Origin of the sequence: Motiliproteus sp. (genome assembly GCF_965230735.1) — a bacterium.
Classification (GTDB): Bacteria; Pseudomonadota; Gammaproteobacteria; order Pseudomonadales; family Balneatricaceae; genus Motiliproteus.
In genome coordinates this window covers 1,975,190-1,989,069 of the sequence record NZ_OZ246016.1, presented here as the reverse complement: position 1 = coordinate 1,989,069, position 13,880 = coordinate 1,975,190, and the positions used below count along the sequence as shown (strand labels likewise).

The following is a 13,880-nucleotide window of genomic DNA, read 5'->3' as shown; positions in this document are numbered from 1 at the left end:
GCCGGTAACAAGGTAGAGACATAGGACACGACCATGAGTCAGGGAAACCCAAAGCAGCTAGGTAAGGAAGGACGCGCTCGTCGCCAGTTCTTTGCCGACACTGCGCGCGGCCTATGCGGTGTTGGGGCTGTTGGAGTGGGCTTGGGGCTGATTGCCACCAACGCCAGTTCCCACGCACCCGAAATGCTGCGGCCGCCGGGTGCCCTGCCCGAGGACGATTTTCTCGCCGCCTGTCTGCGTTGCGGACTCTGCGTACGGGATTGTCCGTTCGACACCTTGAAGCTGGCCCAAATCACCGATCCTGTGGCCAACGGCACACCTTACTTCATCGCCCGCGAGGTGCCCTGTGAGATGTGTGACGATATTCCCTGTGTGGCAGCCTGCCCCAGTGGAGCCCTGGATCAAGCTTTGGACAATATCGATGACGCCCGCATGGGGTTGGCGGTGCTGATCGATCAGGAAACCTGCCTCAATTTCCTCGGACTGCGGTGCGACGTCTGCTACGACGTCTGCCCGGTTCAGGAAGAGGCGATCACGTTGGAAAGAGAGCGAAACGTCCGCACCGGCCATCACGCCCGCTTCCTGCCGACTGTTCATTCGGACCACTGTACCGGATGCGGCAAGTGCGAGCAGGGCTGTGTGCTGGAGGAAGCCGCCATCAAGGTGGTTCCGCGTTCATTGGCCAAAGGCGAAATCGGACAACATTACCGGCTGGGCTGGGAAGAGAAGGCCGCCAACCAGGGCGAATCTTTGATTCCGGAGCAGCTGAAAATGCCGATCCGCCGTCCGGAGGGTGAATCATGACCCTGCAGGTTGGAACAGACGCCATCAAGGTGAAAGGCTACCTGGCTTCGTACCGTTTCCTGGTACTACGCCGGATCACCCAGATCCTTGCATTGGCCCTGTTTATCGTCAGCCCGGTAGCGGGTTACTGGCTGCTCAAGGGAAACCTGACCAGCTCTGAGCTACTGCAAGCGATACCACTGAGCGATCCGTTCGTTTTTCTGCAAACCTTGGCCAGCGGCCATGCTCCGATCAGTACGTTGCTGATTGGCGTGGCGATCGTCACCGGCTTCTATTGGCTGGTTGGCGGTCGGGTGTTCTGCAGCTGGGTCTGTCCGGTTAATCCGGTCACCGACCTGGCCGGCTGGTGCGCCCGTAAGCTGGGAATCCGACGTCGCTTTTCAGTCTCACGCAAACTGCGTTACTGGATGCTGGCGCTGACGCTGATCCTACCGGCGATCACCGGCGTGGTGGTCTGGGAACTGGTTAATCCGGTCTCCCTGCTCCATCGCGGCCTGATCTTCGGCATGGGGATGGGTTGGATGCTGGTGGTTGCGGTGTTCCTGTTCGATCTCTTTGTACTGCCCCGGGGCTGGTGTGGCCATGTCTGCCCGATGGGCGCCTGCTATCGCCTGATTGGCACTGGCAGCCCGCTCAAGGTCAAGGCCAGCAAGCGTGACGATTGTTACGACTGCATGGACTGCTACGCCGTCTGCCCGGAACCCCATGTGATCAAGCCCGCCCTGAAGGGGAAAGCCAAGGGCAATGGGCCGGTGATTCAATCTCCCGATTGCACCAACTGCGGTCGCTGTATCGATATCTGTTCCGTCAACGTATTTGAATTTGGCAGTCGCTTTGCCAACCAGATGGAGAAACAACCATGAAAAAAACAACCGTGGTCCTATCTGCGGCCTTAGCACTGGGCAGTCTGGCACTGTCCAACGCATCCTTTGCCGACACCGGTGGTCTGGAATCACTGCGCGGCGCTAAGCAGCTAGAGAGCACCAACAAGGCGCCGGATATGGCCAAGAACAACGACTCAGATGTTCTGGTCGAGCGTAACTATATCCAGCAGCCGCCGGTGATCCCGCACGAGATCCGTAACTACCGGGTCGACCTGCGCAGCAACAAGTGCTTGTCCTGCCACAGCTGGGAGCGCTACAAAGAGTCCGGTGCGACCAAGGTCAGCCTGACTCACTTCGAGACCCGTGACGGTCACGCTCTGGCAGATATCTCGCCACGTCGCTACTTCTGCATGCAGTGCCACGTGCCGCAGGCAACCGCCGAGCCGTTGATCAGCAACACCTATCAGTCCACGACCGATCTGGCTAAGTAAGCCGACGGTCAGGATTTTCTAACGACTGAAGAAGGGGTTTGGAATGAGTGAAAATAAAAAGGGCGGAATGTGGTCCGCCTTAACCAGTCCAGCTAAAGCCGCCCTGGGTGTGTTGCTGCTGGGTGGTTTCATCGCGGGGGTCATCTTCTGGGGCGGTTTCAACACTGCTCTGGAAAAGACCAACGAAGAAGAGTTCTGTATCAGCTGTCACGAAATGCGTGACAACGTGTACATGGAGCTCAAAGAAACCATCCACTACACCAACCGTTCAGGGGTTCGAGCTACCTGCCCGGACTGTCACGTACCGCGTGAGTGGGTTTATAAGATCATCCGGAAGATTCAGGCCAGTAAAGAGGTCTGGGGCAAGATCACCGGTAAGATCGATACCCGTGAGAAGTTCGAAGCGCACCGCTTCGAGATGGCCGCCCGCGAATGGGCTCGGATGAAGGCAAACGACTCCCGTGAGTGTCGTAACTGTCACGACTTCGAATCCATGGACTACTCCGAGCAAGGCAAGCGTGCCTTCAACGAGCATGAAACGGCGCTGGCCAGTGGCGAGAAGACCTGTATCGATTGCCACAAGGGTATTGCTCACCAGCTGCCCGACATGTCCGGTGTCGAAGGCTGGGACAACTGATCCCATAACGCATGTGTATCGCAAAGGGCTGCTCGCGCAGCCCTTTTTTGTGGCTATCACAACGCTGTTGGTGGGCGGGGCTTTCTTGATCGATAAGGCAGCCGTATACTGCCGCGATCATCGAAACCCAGCCCGAAACCCCTGCCTTCGAGACAGACGACCCGCGCTATGAACAAACTCGCCCTGTTGATCTCCCCTCAAGCCCGTTCTGCCTATTTCGCCGATTACCTGAGCGTTGCCCGCAGCGAATTTCAGCAACTGTTTGGTGATCGTGAGCTGGTTTATCGTGACGTGGGGCCGTTGGAGTTCTTTGAACTCGAAGCCGAGGAATCGGAGCATCAAGCCCTGCTGCGTCTGTCATTTGTGCAGGGACTTTTCCGGATCGACGGTGACCGACTGCAGCCGCTGGCACAGCAGGCCGACTTCCAGCTGCATCCGGATTTCGTCTTCGGCAGCAAGTTCAAGGGCAAGACCAACGAACACCTGACCCAGATGCTGATCAACGTGGGTCTGGCCGAGCTTGGCATCGACCCGGCCACCTCGAGCGGCGTCAAACTGCTCGACCCCATGTGCGGGCGTGCCACCACCCTGCTGTGGGCGATGCGTTACGGACTTAACAGCAAGGGCTTGGAACAGGACGCCAAGGCGCTGGACGACATTCAACGCAACCTGAAAAAGTGGACCAAGCTGCACCGCCAAAAACACAAGCTCAGCCAGGGCAGCATTACCGGCCAGAAACGCAAGAGTGCCGGTAAGTTTCTCGACTTCAGTGCCGAACAAACCAGCCTGCGGGTGATCAGCGGCGATGCCCGCGACGCCGACCAGCTACTGAAAAAAGACAAGTTCGACCTGCTGGTGTGCGACCTGCCCTACGGCGTTCAGCACTTCACCACCGACAAAACCCGTAATCCGCTGGACGTCATTCGTCAGTGCGCACCGGTGTGGCGCCACTGCCTGAAGCAGCAATCGGCACTGGTCCTGGCATTCAACAGCAACAACCCAAAACGGGCGGCGATGATCGAGGCTTTTGAGGGTCAGGGCTACCGGGCCACCGACTTTAGCGCGGCGCACCGGATGAGCGAATCGATCGTTCGGGATGTGTTGATTCTTCGGCCGGCATGATTCGGTTGTAGAGCCCGGCCATCCCAAGGTTCTTCATAGTTCGAAAAAACCGATCTGAAAACCTGACAAAGTGAAATTTCACACCGGAAAAAATAACCTACCATTGCACTTGGTTACCTAACAGAGGGCAGTGCAATGTTTGCTATTCACGATAAGCACGGGTTAAAACTTCGCGGTACCCTTGAACTGATCAATAAACACAAGAAACCGGCACCCATTCGCCTCAATCGTACCAAAGCCTTCTGGGATGAAACCGAGCCCCGCGGAACCGTGGTCGCTTTTACCCAGCAACCCAGCAACACCCCCAGATACCTGAAAGCCGACGAGCTCTATAAACGAGCGCTGAAGCTGCGGGTCAACGAGCCCGTCGTACACGCCCACCAGGTGATGTCGACCCAGGTCTATACCGTATCACCCGAAGATTGGTTGTCTGATGCCTGGCGCTGGCTGCAGCTGTACGACATCAAGCAATTGCCGGTAGTGCAAAAAGGCGTCGGTATCGTGTCGATGTTGTCCCGGCGCGATATCGAAAAGCATATTTTCGACGATCACTGGGATGTCGAAGAGTTGGCTACCAAACGAGTCGGATCGATCATGTCCGACGAAGTGATCACCACTGAGCCCGTTTCTTCGGTTCGACGAATTGCCAGGGTGATGGTTGATCATAACCAGCATGCCATGCCCGTGATCGACAACGGTAAGCTGGCTGGGATTCTGACCCGTGGCGATATTCTCAGGGTTCTGTCGGAAGAGCCTAAACTCAATCTCTGGGCCTAAGCTCAATTTGCGAGCCTAAAATCAGCTGGGGGCCATACCCAGCAACGGCCAGGCCTGTCCTGGCCGTCGGTTCCCGGAGCAGCCGCAGCTTTTCATCCGAGGATGAAACTTCATCCAAGCCTTCGACCTCATCCAAGGTTTTGACTTCATCCAGGTCTCGATTTCATCAGAGCCATCGACTTGATCGAGCCTTCAGGCCCAAGTTCGATAAAGCCCGAAAAGCATTCAGGCCTAGCTACACAAACAGCGCATTTCGCGCATTTTCGGTAATCAGGTTGACCGCCGGATGCTTGATCTTGCGTTCGGCAGAGATGACAAAAAATCGCTCCATCACCTCATCGGTTCGACCGATAACTTCGACCCCGTACTTGTCCAACACATCCTGCTCAACCGCGCTAGGTGAACTGAACACCCCGGCACCGCGCTCACCGAAGGCCTTCATCAGGGCGCGATCATCGAACTCTGCCGCTATCACGGGCCTCAACTGATGCCGGTCCAACCAACGATCCAGTTCCCGTCTAAGATTACTGCCGTTGCTGGGCATCAACATCGGTGATTGATCCAGGCTTTGGGGGAAGTCCTGCTCGAGCTGACGGGCCAACGCCGGCGTGGCGAAAAAGCTGATGCTGGATTCGCCCAGCAGGTGGTTATACGCCTTCACATTCAAGGTCGGATTGATCGGGCTGTCGGCGATAACGATGTCGAGCTTATGCACCGCCAGTTCCGCCAACAGGTCAACCAACGGCGCTTCATGACACATCAACTGTACTGGCGGGTCGTATTGCAGCACCGGCTCCAACACCCGATAGGCCAACAACTTGGGAACAACCATCGCGACCCCAACCTTCAGGTTTTCGACCGTACCCTGATTACCGGCGAGAAGATCCTGTAATTCCAGCCCGATGGAAAACATCTCGTCGGCATAGGAAAAAACGGTCTGGCCGATATCGGTCAGCGCCAGGTTGCGTCCCTCTTTACGAAACAGTTTGGCGCCGATCTGATGCTCCAGTTCCCGTAGCTGGCCGCTGATCGTCTGCGGCGTCAGACAGAGAATCTCCGAGGCTTCGGTAATGGTACCGCAGCCGGCGACGGTCCAAAAATAACGCAAGTGTTTCAAGTTAAAGCGAAAGTTATTCATCCACCCCCTTCCATGATTGCCCCTGGCGCCAGGTAGGTAACCCGCTTGGCTGCTACTTCGTAACAGCATAGTCGGAAGGTTATCGCTACGCAGCGCAGTCTCAGCGTGGCTCAACCGGTGACACAAAGCCGCTGGGCTTGACCGCCAACACCGAGCAACAACTCTGTTGAAGCACGTCCTCGGCGGTATTGCCGATGATAAACCCGGGCAGTCCCGTTCTTCCTACGGTTCCCATCACCACCAGATCGGCACCAACTTGCTCGCGTACCTGATTGATCACCTGCGAAGCCGGACCTTTCTGCAGATGCACCTCCACATCACCCGATGAGAGCTGATGCTGCTTCAACAGTGACTCAACCGCCTGCGCCTGACTCGAGCGCTGCTGCTCCAGCAGGCTTTCCAGTTGCGCGTTTTCAAACTCCAGCAAGCCGTCCCGCAGCATCGATTCACCGGCCAGTTGCCAGGCATGGACCAAACCAAGCTGGGCACCATCGTTGTTCGCAACCATGGCGGCCAACTCCAGCACTCGATCGGCACAGTCATCATGGTGCTCACTGGTTGGATCGACCGCCGCCAAAATCGATCGGTAGGCCGTGGTCGTTGAAGAACGATCGATCCAAACCGGACAGGGGCACTTACGCAGCAGGTGCATGTCTCCGCTGCTCAAACGGCGCTCGCAGCCGTTATGGGCCGACTTGATCAACAGGTCATAGGTGCCGCTCATCACTTCTCGAATCACCTCGATAAAGCCCCAGCCGGAATTCACTTTCACCTGAACGGGATACCGCAACGGTTCGATTCCGCTCACCAGCTTGTTCAGCGCCTGCACCTGGAACTGCTGCACGATTTCGTTGATATCGTGGTTCAACTGCTGTTTGAGTGAGGCGATCGGCGCCAACCGATCGACCACATCCATCAGGGTTAAACGTGCGTTGTGACGTTCAGCCAGCGCAATCGCACGCTCCAGCGCCGGAGTCGAGCCTAACTCAGCATCGGCGAAATACAGTATGTTGCTGAAACCGTTCATTGAGCTCTCCTGTGTGTCCACAGTCTTAGATTAGCAAGGACGCCGTTAAAACCAGCAGCAACAGCGGGAAAGAGACGCTCAGTGACAGATCGCCCCCCCGGTGCTGCTGAGCTGCAAGCCGCTTAAATCGAGCCAACCGAGATCGCAGCTGCTGCCTCAGTGCCGCCGCCGTTTTCTGCCACCCAGCGACTGGAGCCGCTACCAACCTCGGTCGCCTACCTGCCCAAGATAGAAGCGCCAACAGATCTGCTGGCGGGATGGCACCGATCAGGCGTCTCAACCGCCGCGGCCGATAGAGAATCACCGTCACTGACGCCAGCACACTCGCCCCCCAAAGCCATACAGACCCCGCAGAGGGTTGACCGAATCCAATCAGCGGCAAGGTCGCAGCCAGTACAACAAGACACGCCCAGGGGACGACCCGCCAATCCAAGGACTCGGTGCCGCGCAAGGAGGCCATCCGGTACAGAAACCGGGCCATCAATAGGGGTGTCAAGAAGGCAAGCAGGGTGAGTAGGCCGAGCACCGTTATCGCCGCCGTGGTTTCAACCGCCAGATGATCACTCAACATACTCTTCGCCGCCGCACCGGCACCGAAAGGGATGCCACTCAGAATGGCGGCGGGAATACCCAGTAGCAGCAACATCGCCGATCCGGAATAACGTTTGATAACCCCGACACCGATAAACAGCGCCCCCTTATTCAAACCATGGAAAAAAGCATAGGCGACAATCGCCAAAATAAGAGTTTTGGCGACCCTCGGTTCCACCAGCGCCACCCCAAGTACGGCAATCATCAGATTCATTTTGCTGATACTGGAGTAGGCCAGCATCACCTTCGGTTCCGATTGCAGCAGACCGATAGCGATGGCACAGACGGCCCCAACCGATCCCAGTCCGATAAATAACCAGCCCCAACCCGGGAGCGCTTCAGCCCCCAGCGGCATAAAGGCGATCCACCCGAGCAGCGCGGTCTTGATCATCGCACCGCTCAGGACGGCACTGGCGGCCGGCGGTGCCGCCGGATGCGCCAAAGGTAGCCAGATATGAAATCCGAAAAGCCCCGCTTTGATGGCAAACGCGACAAACAGCAGTGCCAATTCCAGATCCCCGCTACCCACCAGCTGCTCGGCCGAAGGCGCCAAAACCCCGGTACGTTGAAAGATCAGCAAGAAGGCCACCAGCAACAGAAACTCCGCCATCAGCGTCATCACCAGATAGACCTTGGCGGCATAATTGGCCTTGGCCTTGGCCGTACCGGCGTGCAGGATCAAACCGTAACTGGCCAGCCCCATGGTGGCGAAACCAACGTAAAAACTGATCATATCGGCGCTGACGATCAGTCCGATATTTCCCGCCATGCAGAGCAACAGGAAGATACGGAACCGATTGGCATGGCGATCCCCCTGCTCGGTCAACAGCGTAGATAGACCGGCGAAAAACCACAGTATTGAGGTCAGCGCCAAAAAAATCCGGCGGATCGGATCGAGCTGCAACTCGGCCCCCAACAACAGCCAGGGCAACGACAGCGTGCTATCGACGGGAAGCAGCAATACCGCCATCAACGCCGGAACCGGTGCCAGCAACAGCAGAAATCGTCCCTGCCTGAAAACTGCACGAGTAACCAACATCAGCGGTATCAACAGTAACGGAACTGACCAGCCCAACAGCAGTAACAGATTCATCGTCGGTACTCCCTCAGAGCGATCAACTCAACCCACTCCAATGGACTGAAAGGTGCTGCCGCTAAGATCCCGATCAGCAGGGCCAGTGAGGCGGTTACGACAGGCGGCCACTGCAGGGTCGGCAGGGTTTCACCCCGAGCATGTTGATGGGCCTGCGTTGGCCATGGGTCTGATGGAACGAACCAGGCGCGGTAAAGAATCGGCAGGAAATAGGCGGCGTTGAGCACGCTGCTGGCCAGCAAGACCGGAATCACCCATCCACCCTGGTCAGCCTCGAGCGCGCCCAATCCCAGGTACCATTTGCTGATGAAGCCGGCCACCGGGGGCAGTCCGATCATCCCCAGGGCTGCCACGCTGAAGGCCAACGTGGTCGCCGGCATCCGTCGTCCGATACCGTTCATTTCGCTGACCCGATGCACCCCCAGGGTTTCGGCATAATTACCGGCGGCAAAGAACAGCGTGATCTTCATAATCCCCTGATGGACCAGGTGAACCACCCCGCCGATCGTCGCCAGCGGTCCGAGAATACTGGCGCCCAATGCGATATAGGAGACCTGACTGACGGTGGAATATGCCAGACGCTTCTTCAGGTGATCCTGCGACAGCGCCCGCACCGAACCGTACAGAATCGTGAACGCGGCCAGCAGTCCCAAGGGCAGCAAGAGCCCAAGATCGGCGGAAAACTCGACCCCATAGACGTCATAGACCACCCGCACGATACCGAAAGCGCCGGCTTTGACCACCGCCACGGCGTGTAGCAGCGCACTGACCGGCGCCGGGGCCACCATTGCCCGGGGCAGCCAGCCGTGCAAAGGAAACAACGCCGCCTTGACCCCCAGCCCGGTTATCAACAGCAGGAAGATCCAGCGCAAGCTGTCGCGATCCAGTCCGGGAATATCCCCCAGAATTCCGCCCTCGGCGAACTCCAGCGGGCCGGCCAGTGTTCTTAACCAAACGGCACCGACCAGCAGCGACAGCCCCCCGGCCAGGGTATAGCCCAGGTAGATACGCGCCCCACGAATCGCCTCCGGGGTGCCCTTGTGGGCCACCAGCGGATAGGTCGCCAGGGTCAAGGCCTCATAGAACACCACGAAGGTGAACAGGTTCCCGGCCATCGCCAGCCCCACGGTGGCGGTGACACAAAGACTGAAAAAGCCGAAGAAGCGGCTACGATCCGGTGAATGCTCAAGATAGCCGATCGCATAGACGGTCGTGACCAACCAAAGCAGCGTCGACAGGCTGACAAACAGCACCGACAACGCATCCGCATGGAGCACAAAATCCAACCCGGGAGCCAAGGTCCAACGGGTTTCGAATACCTGCTCCTGATATACCCCCCAGATCAAACCAACCACCAACAGCAGCTTGGTCAGGGCACCCACCATATTCAGGCCGGTACGCAAGCGATGTTGATCTTCACTCAGCCCGAAGATGATCAACCCCGGGATCAACGAGCTGCACAGAATCAGCAGCGGCAGAAGTTCATTGAAGCTCATCCGCTAGCTCCCGCCGATCTCAAAGCCGATCGGTGATAACGCCAACAGATCCCAGAGCGAGACGGCCCCCAACCCAAGACCAAAGGTCGCCAAACAAGCCAACACCAGGGCCGGCACCTGCAGTATCAAACTGGCGCCTTTAACCGCAGGGGCCTCAACCGAAGGCCCCTGCTCCGAATTGACAAATGCAGCCCCAACCACCCGGACAAAGTAAGCCGCCGCCAGCCCGGTCCCGACCAAGGTCACGACCATCCACCACCATTGCCCGGTTACCAGGCTATGGCTGATCAAATTCCACTTGGCCAAGAAGGCACCACTGGGCGGTAACCCCACCAGCGCAACACCGGCAAGCCCGATCGCAAAACAGGCCACGGGGAGTTGCCGGGCGGCACCGGCCAACTGGTCGATCCGGTCATGTCCGAATCGCTGCTGAAACACACCGATGCCCATAAACAGCGCTGCCTTGGCGACACCATGGGACAGCGCGAATAACACCAACGCACCGAATACCAGCTGTCGGCTCTGATCGTCAGGCAACGCCACCAGAATCGGGACAAAAAGAAACAGATAGCCCATCTGCGACAGGGTGGAATACGCCGCCACCAGTTTTAGCCTGACGGCCGTCAAGGCCCGCCATGACCCCCAGATCACCGCCGCCGCTCCCAGGCTCCCCACCAGTGTCGCAAAGGTCGACGTCAGCACCGGGCCGAACAACTCCAGCCAGAGCCGGATCAACAGATAAAACGCCACCTTGACCACCAGGGCCGACAGCACCGCACTGACCGGTGCCGGCGCCGAACCATGGGCCGCAGGTAACCAGAAATGCAGCGGCACCAACGCGCATTTGATCAACAGTCCGTTGCTGAGCAACAACAGCGCCGTCAGGGTTGCTGGGGTTTGGGCGATTTTCGCTCCCAGGGCCTCGAGATCCAGGGTTCCATACTCGGCGTAGATCAAGCTCACCCCCGCCAGAAACAGCAGCGAGCCGATCAAGCCCAACATCAGATAACGCAACGCCGCCTGCAGCGCTTCAATCTTGGCGCGACCAATGGTGCACAGCGCCGCCGCAGAGAGCCCCAGCAGCTCCAACGTGACATACAGGTTAAACAGGTCACCGGACAGCAGCAGTGCCACGATCGCGGTGTTCAACAACCACCAGAGCGGCCAGAATCGATAGCGGGTGCCCAGATCCGTGAAATAACGCCGGGCAAAAACAGTCGCCGCCAAACCGACAATTGAACATAGCAACACCAGCACCGCGCTCAGGGCATCGGCCCTTAATGCGATCCCCAGCCCGGCGGACCATCCCCCCATCAGATGGATCAGCTTGTGACCATCACCAATCGACGGGAGTAACCACAGAGCGGCCCCCAGCTGGAACAGAGCGGCAAGCAGGGACAGTCGATCCGCCAGCTTCGGCCACAGCACGCAGAGCAGCGATACCGACAGCGGCAGAATCACGAGAGCGATCAGCCAATTACTCACGGGGAGGCTCCTGTTCGCAGCGACCAGAATGCAGCTCTGATACACGCTTACCCAGGGCCAGCGCTAATCCGGAAGCGGCCACGGCAACCACGATCCCGGTCAGCACCAACGCATGGGGAATCGGATCCGGCGCCCGATCAATGCCTCGATAGGCAAAGGCGACGAACATCAGAAACACCCCGATGCCAGCGATATTGATGGCGATGATCCGGCCCAACAGTGCTTCATCCCGAAGCGCCCCCAGCAACCCCAAGCCAAAGATCAAGGCGCCGGTCATGGCAAACAGAAGCCCTGAGCTATCCATCAGCGGCGCTCCGGTAGCGGCTCGGATACCCGGACTGCGGCAACAGGCCAGTGGCTGTGGGGATGACCACCAAGGTAGACCAGGGTCAGCATGGCGGCGATCGACACCATCGCGGCCGCTTCAATCACCAGGATCAGGGCACCGGCCAACGCCTGCGGATACTGCAGGAAAGCCGCCCCGCCGATCATCGGCCACAGTCCAATAACGACGAACAGCAGCAATCCGACTACCAACAGCAGACGCAGTACAGCCAGGTCCGGTCGCATTAAGCGGGCACGGCCGGTCAGGTGAATGACCACAGCAGCCGAAGCCAGCACCGCCCCGGCCTGGAAGGCACCACCCGGGGCAAAAGCGCCGGTCCAAAGCAGATAACCGGCCGTCAGTACCAACAAGGGCACCAGCACTCGCGCCAACGCATCGGTTAGCGCCACCGAATGGCCCTGAATCTGTCGAGCGGGGCCTAGATTGAGAATGCCCAGCGCCGCACTCAGCAGTACGGCCAGCTCCAGCAAGGTGTCCCAGGAGCGAAAGTTCAGCAACACCGCGGTCACGGGATGACTGACGCCGGATTGGGACAACCGCTGTTCAACCGCGTAACCGGGGGCACCATTACTGATCGGAAACAGCGCCGCAACGACGGCCATCAACCCCAGCGTCAGCAGCAACATCAGCGCCTGCGCCACCAACCGGCCCCTGTGCTCTCGGTGCTCTCGGTGCTCTCGGTGTTTTCCCTGCTTCAGGTTGGCGTACTGACGCAGCGCCATCAACAGCATGGCACCGGTCAACCCTGCGCCGATAATGGCTTCTGCCAACGCCAGATCCGGCGCCTGCAATCGAGCCCAGATAATCGCCGTCATCAGCCCGAACGCGATAAAGAAGATCACCCGTTGTTGCAACGTAGAGGCAAACAACGATGCCAGCGCCAATACCAGCAACAAGCTACAGATCAACAGATCGATCGCAGACCAGATCATCGCTGTCCTCCTTGATGTGCCCCTTGGTCTGCCCCTTGTTCACCCGCGCTCAGGGCATGGCGGGCGATCAACTGGCCGGTCGCGGCACTGGAATAAAGCACCAACAGCCAGATACCAAGCAGCTTCAACATGTCGATCCAGGTGATCTGTACCATCATCAGGCCAATAACCAAGACCCCGAATCCCAGGTTGTCGATTTTGCTGATGGCGTGCAGGCGTGAGAGCGGGTCGGGTAGACGGATCAAGGCAACCGTACCGGCGACAAAGACCAGCACCGCCAGCAGTACCAAGGCCGCGGATAGCAAGCCGGTCAGGCTACTCATTGCGGTACTCCCTCTGGGTGATCTCCAGCACGGAGACGGCCGCCAGCAGTACCAACAGCAGTGCCACATCAATCAAAGCCGACTGCTGAAAAAGCGTGGAAAGCAACAGCAAGATGCCGGTCCCACCGGTCCCCAGCAGCTGGATGCAAAGCACTCGGTCGGTCAGCGTGCGACAGCGAATCAGCCGCAGCAGCGCAACGGCAATAACGCCGATCAACAACAACAGCGCGATCAATAGCAGATTGAACAGCATGGAGGTCATGAATCACTACCCCCCGGATTTCGCCAAACCGCTTCGGTCAGTTGCCCCAGATGATCCAGTTCGCTGGTGTAATCGACATCGGTATCGATCACATGAAGCAACAGCATCCCCTGTCGCTCCTCGACCGACAAGGTACCGGGAAGCAGATTGAGGCAGCGAACAAACAGCGGATAAGCGGAAGGATTGGTGAAGTGTCGTGAATATTCGATCAGACCCGGCTTGACGTTCAGCCGTCGGCCACAGCTTCTACGGGCTAGATCCCAACCGCCGCTGAGGCTCTGGCGGATAAAATAGCCGGCCAAGCGCGCAGTGCCGGCAAATGAAAGCAGCCTGCCGTCTGATGAACGCAGAGCCTGATGACACCAGAGTGCGACCCCAATCGACGGTATTCCTACCATCAAACTGGCGAGGTCGAAATCACTCAACAGCAGCCAGATTAGCGTCAGCAGTGCAGCGGCAAGGCCGACAGAGTATCGCCGTTTATTCGATCCTCGAACGCTATGATCCACTAGCCCTAGCACCACCAGCTACC

The 13,880-nt window shown here is 58.3% G+C and carries 16 protein-coding genes; 6 read left to right on the top strand and 10 right to left on the bottom strand.

Annotated elements, in window-relative coordinates; all coding sequences use genetic code 11:
- Positions 1–33 precede the first annotated feature (33 nt).
- The 6 genes from napG (at position 34) to ACO05M_RS09250 (ending at position 4,655) form a co-directional block, all read left to right on the top strand.
- Positions 34–804 carry a ferredoxin-type protein NapG gene (napG, locus tag ACO05M_RS09275; RefSeq protein ID WP_114693653.1) on the top strand — a complete coding sequence of 257 codons (771 nt, stop codon included), beginning with the start codon at positions 34–36 and terminating at the stop codon, positions 802–804.
- Positions 801–1,667: a quinol dehydrogenase ferredoxin subunit NapH gene (napH, locus tag ACO05M_RS09270; RefSeq protein ID WP_421861764.1), complete on the top strand. Its 867-nt coding sequence runs from the start codon at positions 801–803 to the stop codon at positions 1,665–1,667. Before napG ends, napH begins: the two co-directional genes overlap by 4 nt.
- On the top strand, positions 1,664–2,119 hold the full coding sequence (locus tag ACO05M_RS09265; RefSeq protein WP_421861762.1) for a nitrate reductase cytochrome c-type subunit: 456 nt from the start codon (positions 1,664–1,666) through the stop codon (positions 2,117–2,119). The genes napH and ACO05M_RS09265 overlap by 4 nt, the downstream gene beginning before the upstream one ends.
- A gap of 43 nt (positions 2,120–2,162) precedes the next feature.
- Positions 2,163–2,756: a cytochrome c3 family protein gene (locus ACO05M_RS09260; RefSeq protein ID WP_114693650.1), complete on the top strand. Its 594-nt coding sequence runs from the start codon at positions 2,163–2,165 to the stop codon at positions 2,754–2,756.
- A gap of 168 nt (positions 2,757–2,924) precedes the next feature.
- On the top strand, positions 2,925–3,878 hold the full coding sequence (locus tag ACO05M_RS09255; protein ID WP_421861760.1) for a TRM11 family SAM-dependent methyltransferase: 954 nt from the start codon (positions 2,925–2,927) through the stop codon (positions 3,876–3,878).
- 135 nt (positions 3,879–4,013) lie between these two features.
- Entirely contained in the window at positions 4,014–4,655 is a 642-nt protein-coding gene (locus ACO05M_RS09250; RefSeq protein ID WP_421861758.1) for a CBS domain-containing protein, read from the top strand.
- A gap of 235 nt (positions 4,656–4,890) precedes the next feature.
- On the opposite strand, the gene nhaR is transcribed toward ACO05M_RS09250, so the two are convergent.
- From nhaR to ACO05M_RS09200, 10 genes are all read right to left on the bottom strand, one after another.
- The gene (nhaR, locus tag ACO05M_RS09245) at positions 4,891–5,793 is read right to left on the bottom strand and encodes a transcriptional activator NhaR (RefSeq protein ID WP_421861756.1); all 903 of its coding nucleotides are present in this window, start codon (positions 5,791–5,793) and stop codon (positions 4,891–4,893) included.
- A gap of 100 nt (positions 5,794–5,893) precedes the next feature.
- Entirely contained in the window at positions 5,894–6,820 is a 927-nt protein-coding gene (locus ACO05M_RS09240) for a universal stress protein (RefSeq protein WP_421861754.1), read from the bottom strand.
- Positions 6,821–6,845: 25 nt separating this feature from the next.
- Positions 6,846–8,504, bottom strand: a complete 1,659-nt coding sequence (locus ACO05M_RS09235; protein ID WP_421861752.1) for a proton-conducting transporter membrane subunit — start codon at positions 8,502–8,504, stop codon at positions 6,846–6,848.
- Positions 8,501–10,000: a complex I subunit 5 family protein gene (locus ACO05M_RS09230; protein WP_421861750.1), complete on the bottom strand. Its 1,500-nt coding sequence runs from the start codon at positions 9,998–10,000 to the stop codon at positions 8,501–8,503. Before ACO05M_RS09230 ends, ACO05M_RS09235 begins: the two co-directional genes overlap by 4 nt.
- Before the next feature lie 3 nt (positions 10,001–10,003).
- A complete protein-coding gene (locus ACO05M_RS09225) occupies positions 10,004–11,485 on the bottom strand; it encodes a complex I subunit 5 family protein (RefSeq protein ID WP_421870619.1) in 1,482 nt (493 codons plus the stop codon).
- Positions 11,478–11,789 (bottom strand): NADH-quinone oxidoreductase subunit K, encoded by a 312-nt coding sequence (locus ACO05M_RS09220; RefSeq protein ID WP_421870615.1) that lies wholly within the window; start codon positions 11,787–11,789, stop codon positions 11,478–11,480. The genes ACO05M_RS09225 and ACO05M_RS09220 overlap by 8 nt, the downstream gene beginning before the upstream one ends.
- Positions 11,789–12,763 (bottom strand): hydrogenase subunit MbhD domain-containing protein, encoded by a 975-nt coding sequence (locus ACO05M_RS09215; protein WP_421870612.1) that lies wholly within the window; start codon positions 12,761–12,763, stop codon positions 11,789–11,791. Before ACO05M_RS09215 ends, ACO05M_RS09220 begins: the two co-directional genes overlap by 1 nt.
- A complete protein-coding gene (locus ACO05M_RS09210; protein WP_421870609.1) occupies positions 12,760–13,086 on the bottom strand; it encodes a cation:proton antiporter in 327 nt (108 codons plus the stop codon). The genes ACO05M_RS09215 and ACO05M_RS09210 overlap by 4 nt, the downstream gene beginning before the upstream one ends.
- Positions 13,079–13,348, bottom strand: a complete 270-nt coding sequence (locus ACO05M_RS09205) for a monovalent cation/H+ antiporter complex subunit F (RefSeq protein ID WP_421870605.1) — start codon at positions 13,346–13,348, stop codon at positions 13,079–13,081. The genes ACO05M_RS09210 and ACO05M_RS09205 overlap by 8 nt, the downstream gene beginning before the upstream one ends.
- The gene (locus ACO05M_RS09200) at positions 13,345–13,857 is read right to left on the bottom strand and encodes a Na+/H+ antiporter subunit E (protein WP_421870601.1); all 513 of its coding nucleotides are present in this window, start codon (positions 13,855–13,857) and stop codon (positions 13,345–13,347) included. The genes ACO05M_RS09205 and ACO05M_RS09200 overlap by 4 nt, the downstream gene beginning before the upstream one ends.
- Positions 13,858–13,880: the final 23 nt, after the last annotated feature.

Excerpts from the sequence above, each read along its gene's own strand:
- napG (WP_114693653.1), top strand. The coding sequence starts at position 34 with ATGAGTCAGGGAAACCCAAAGCAGCTAGGTAAGGAAGGACGCGCTCGT.
- napH (WP_421861764.1), top strand. The coding sequence starts at position 801 with ATGACCCTGCAGGTTGGAACAGACGCCATCAAGGTGAAAGGCTACCTG.
- ACO05M_RS09265 (WP_421861762.1), top strand. The coding sequence starts at position 1,664 with ATGAAAAAAACAACCGTGGTCCTATCTGCGGCCTTAGCACTGGGCAGT.
- ACO05M_RS09260 (WP_114693650.1), top strand. The coding sequence starts at position 2,163 with ATGAGTGAAAATAAAAAGGGCGGAATGTGGTCCGCCTTAACCAGTCCA.
- ACO05M_RS09255 (WP_421861760.1), top strand. The coding sequence starts at position 2,925 with ATGAACAAACTCGCCCTGTTGATCTCCCCTCAAGCCCGTTCTGCCTAT.
- ACO05M_RS09250 (WP_421861758.1), top strand. The coding sequence starts at position 4,014 with ATGTTTGCTATTCACGATAAGCACGGGTTAAAACTTCGCGGTACCCTT.
- nhaR (WP_421861756.1), bottom strand. The coding sequence starts at position 5,793 with ATGAATAACTTTCGCTTTAACTTGAAACACTTGCGTTATTTTTGGACC.
- ACO05M_RS09240 (WP_421861754.1), bottom strand. The coding sequence starts at position 6,820 with ATGAACGGTTTCAGCAACATACTGTATTTCGCCGATGCTGAGTTAGGC.
- ACO05M_RS09235 (WP_421861752.1), bottom strand. The coding sequence starts at position 8,504 with ATGAATCTGTTACTGCTGTTGGGCTGGTCAGTTCCGTTACTGTTGATA.
- ACO05M_RS09230 (WP_421861750.1), bottom strand. The coding sequence starts at position 10,000 with ATGAGCTTCAATGAACTTCTGCCGCTGCTGATTCTGTGCAGCTCGTTG.
- ACO05M_RS09220 (WP_421870615.1), bottom strand. The coding sequence starts at position 11,789 with ATGGATAGCTCAGGGCTTCTGTTTGCCATGACCGGCGCCTTGATCTTT.
- ACO05M_RS09215 (WP_421870612.1), bottom strand. The coding sequence starts at position 12,763 with ATGATCTGGTCTGCGATCGATCTGTTGATCTGTAGCTTGTTGCTGGTA.
- ACO05M_RS09210 (WP_421870609.1), bottom strand. The coding sequence starts at position 13,086 with ATGAGTAGCCTGACCGGCTTGCTATCCGCGGCCTTGGTACTGCTGGCG.
- ACO05M_RS09205 (WP_421870605.1), bottom strand. The coding sequence starts at position 13,348 with ATGACCTCCATGCTGTTCAATCTGCTATTGATCGCGCTGTTGTTGTTG.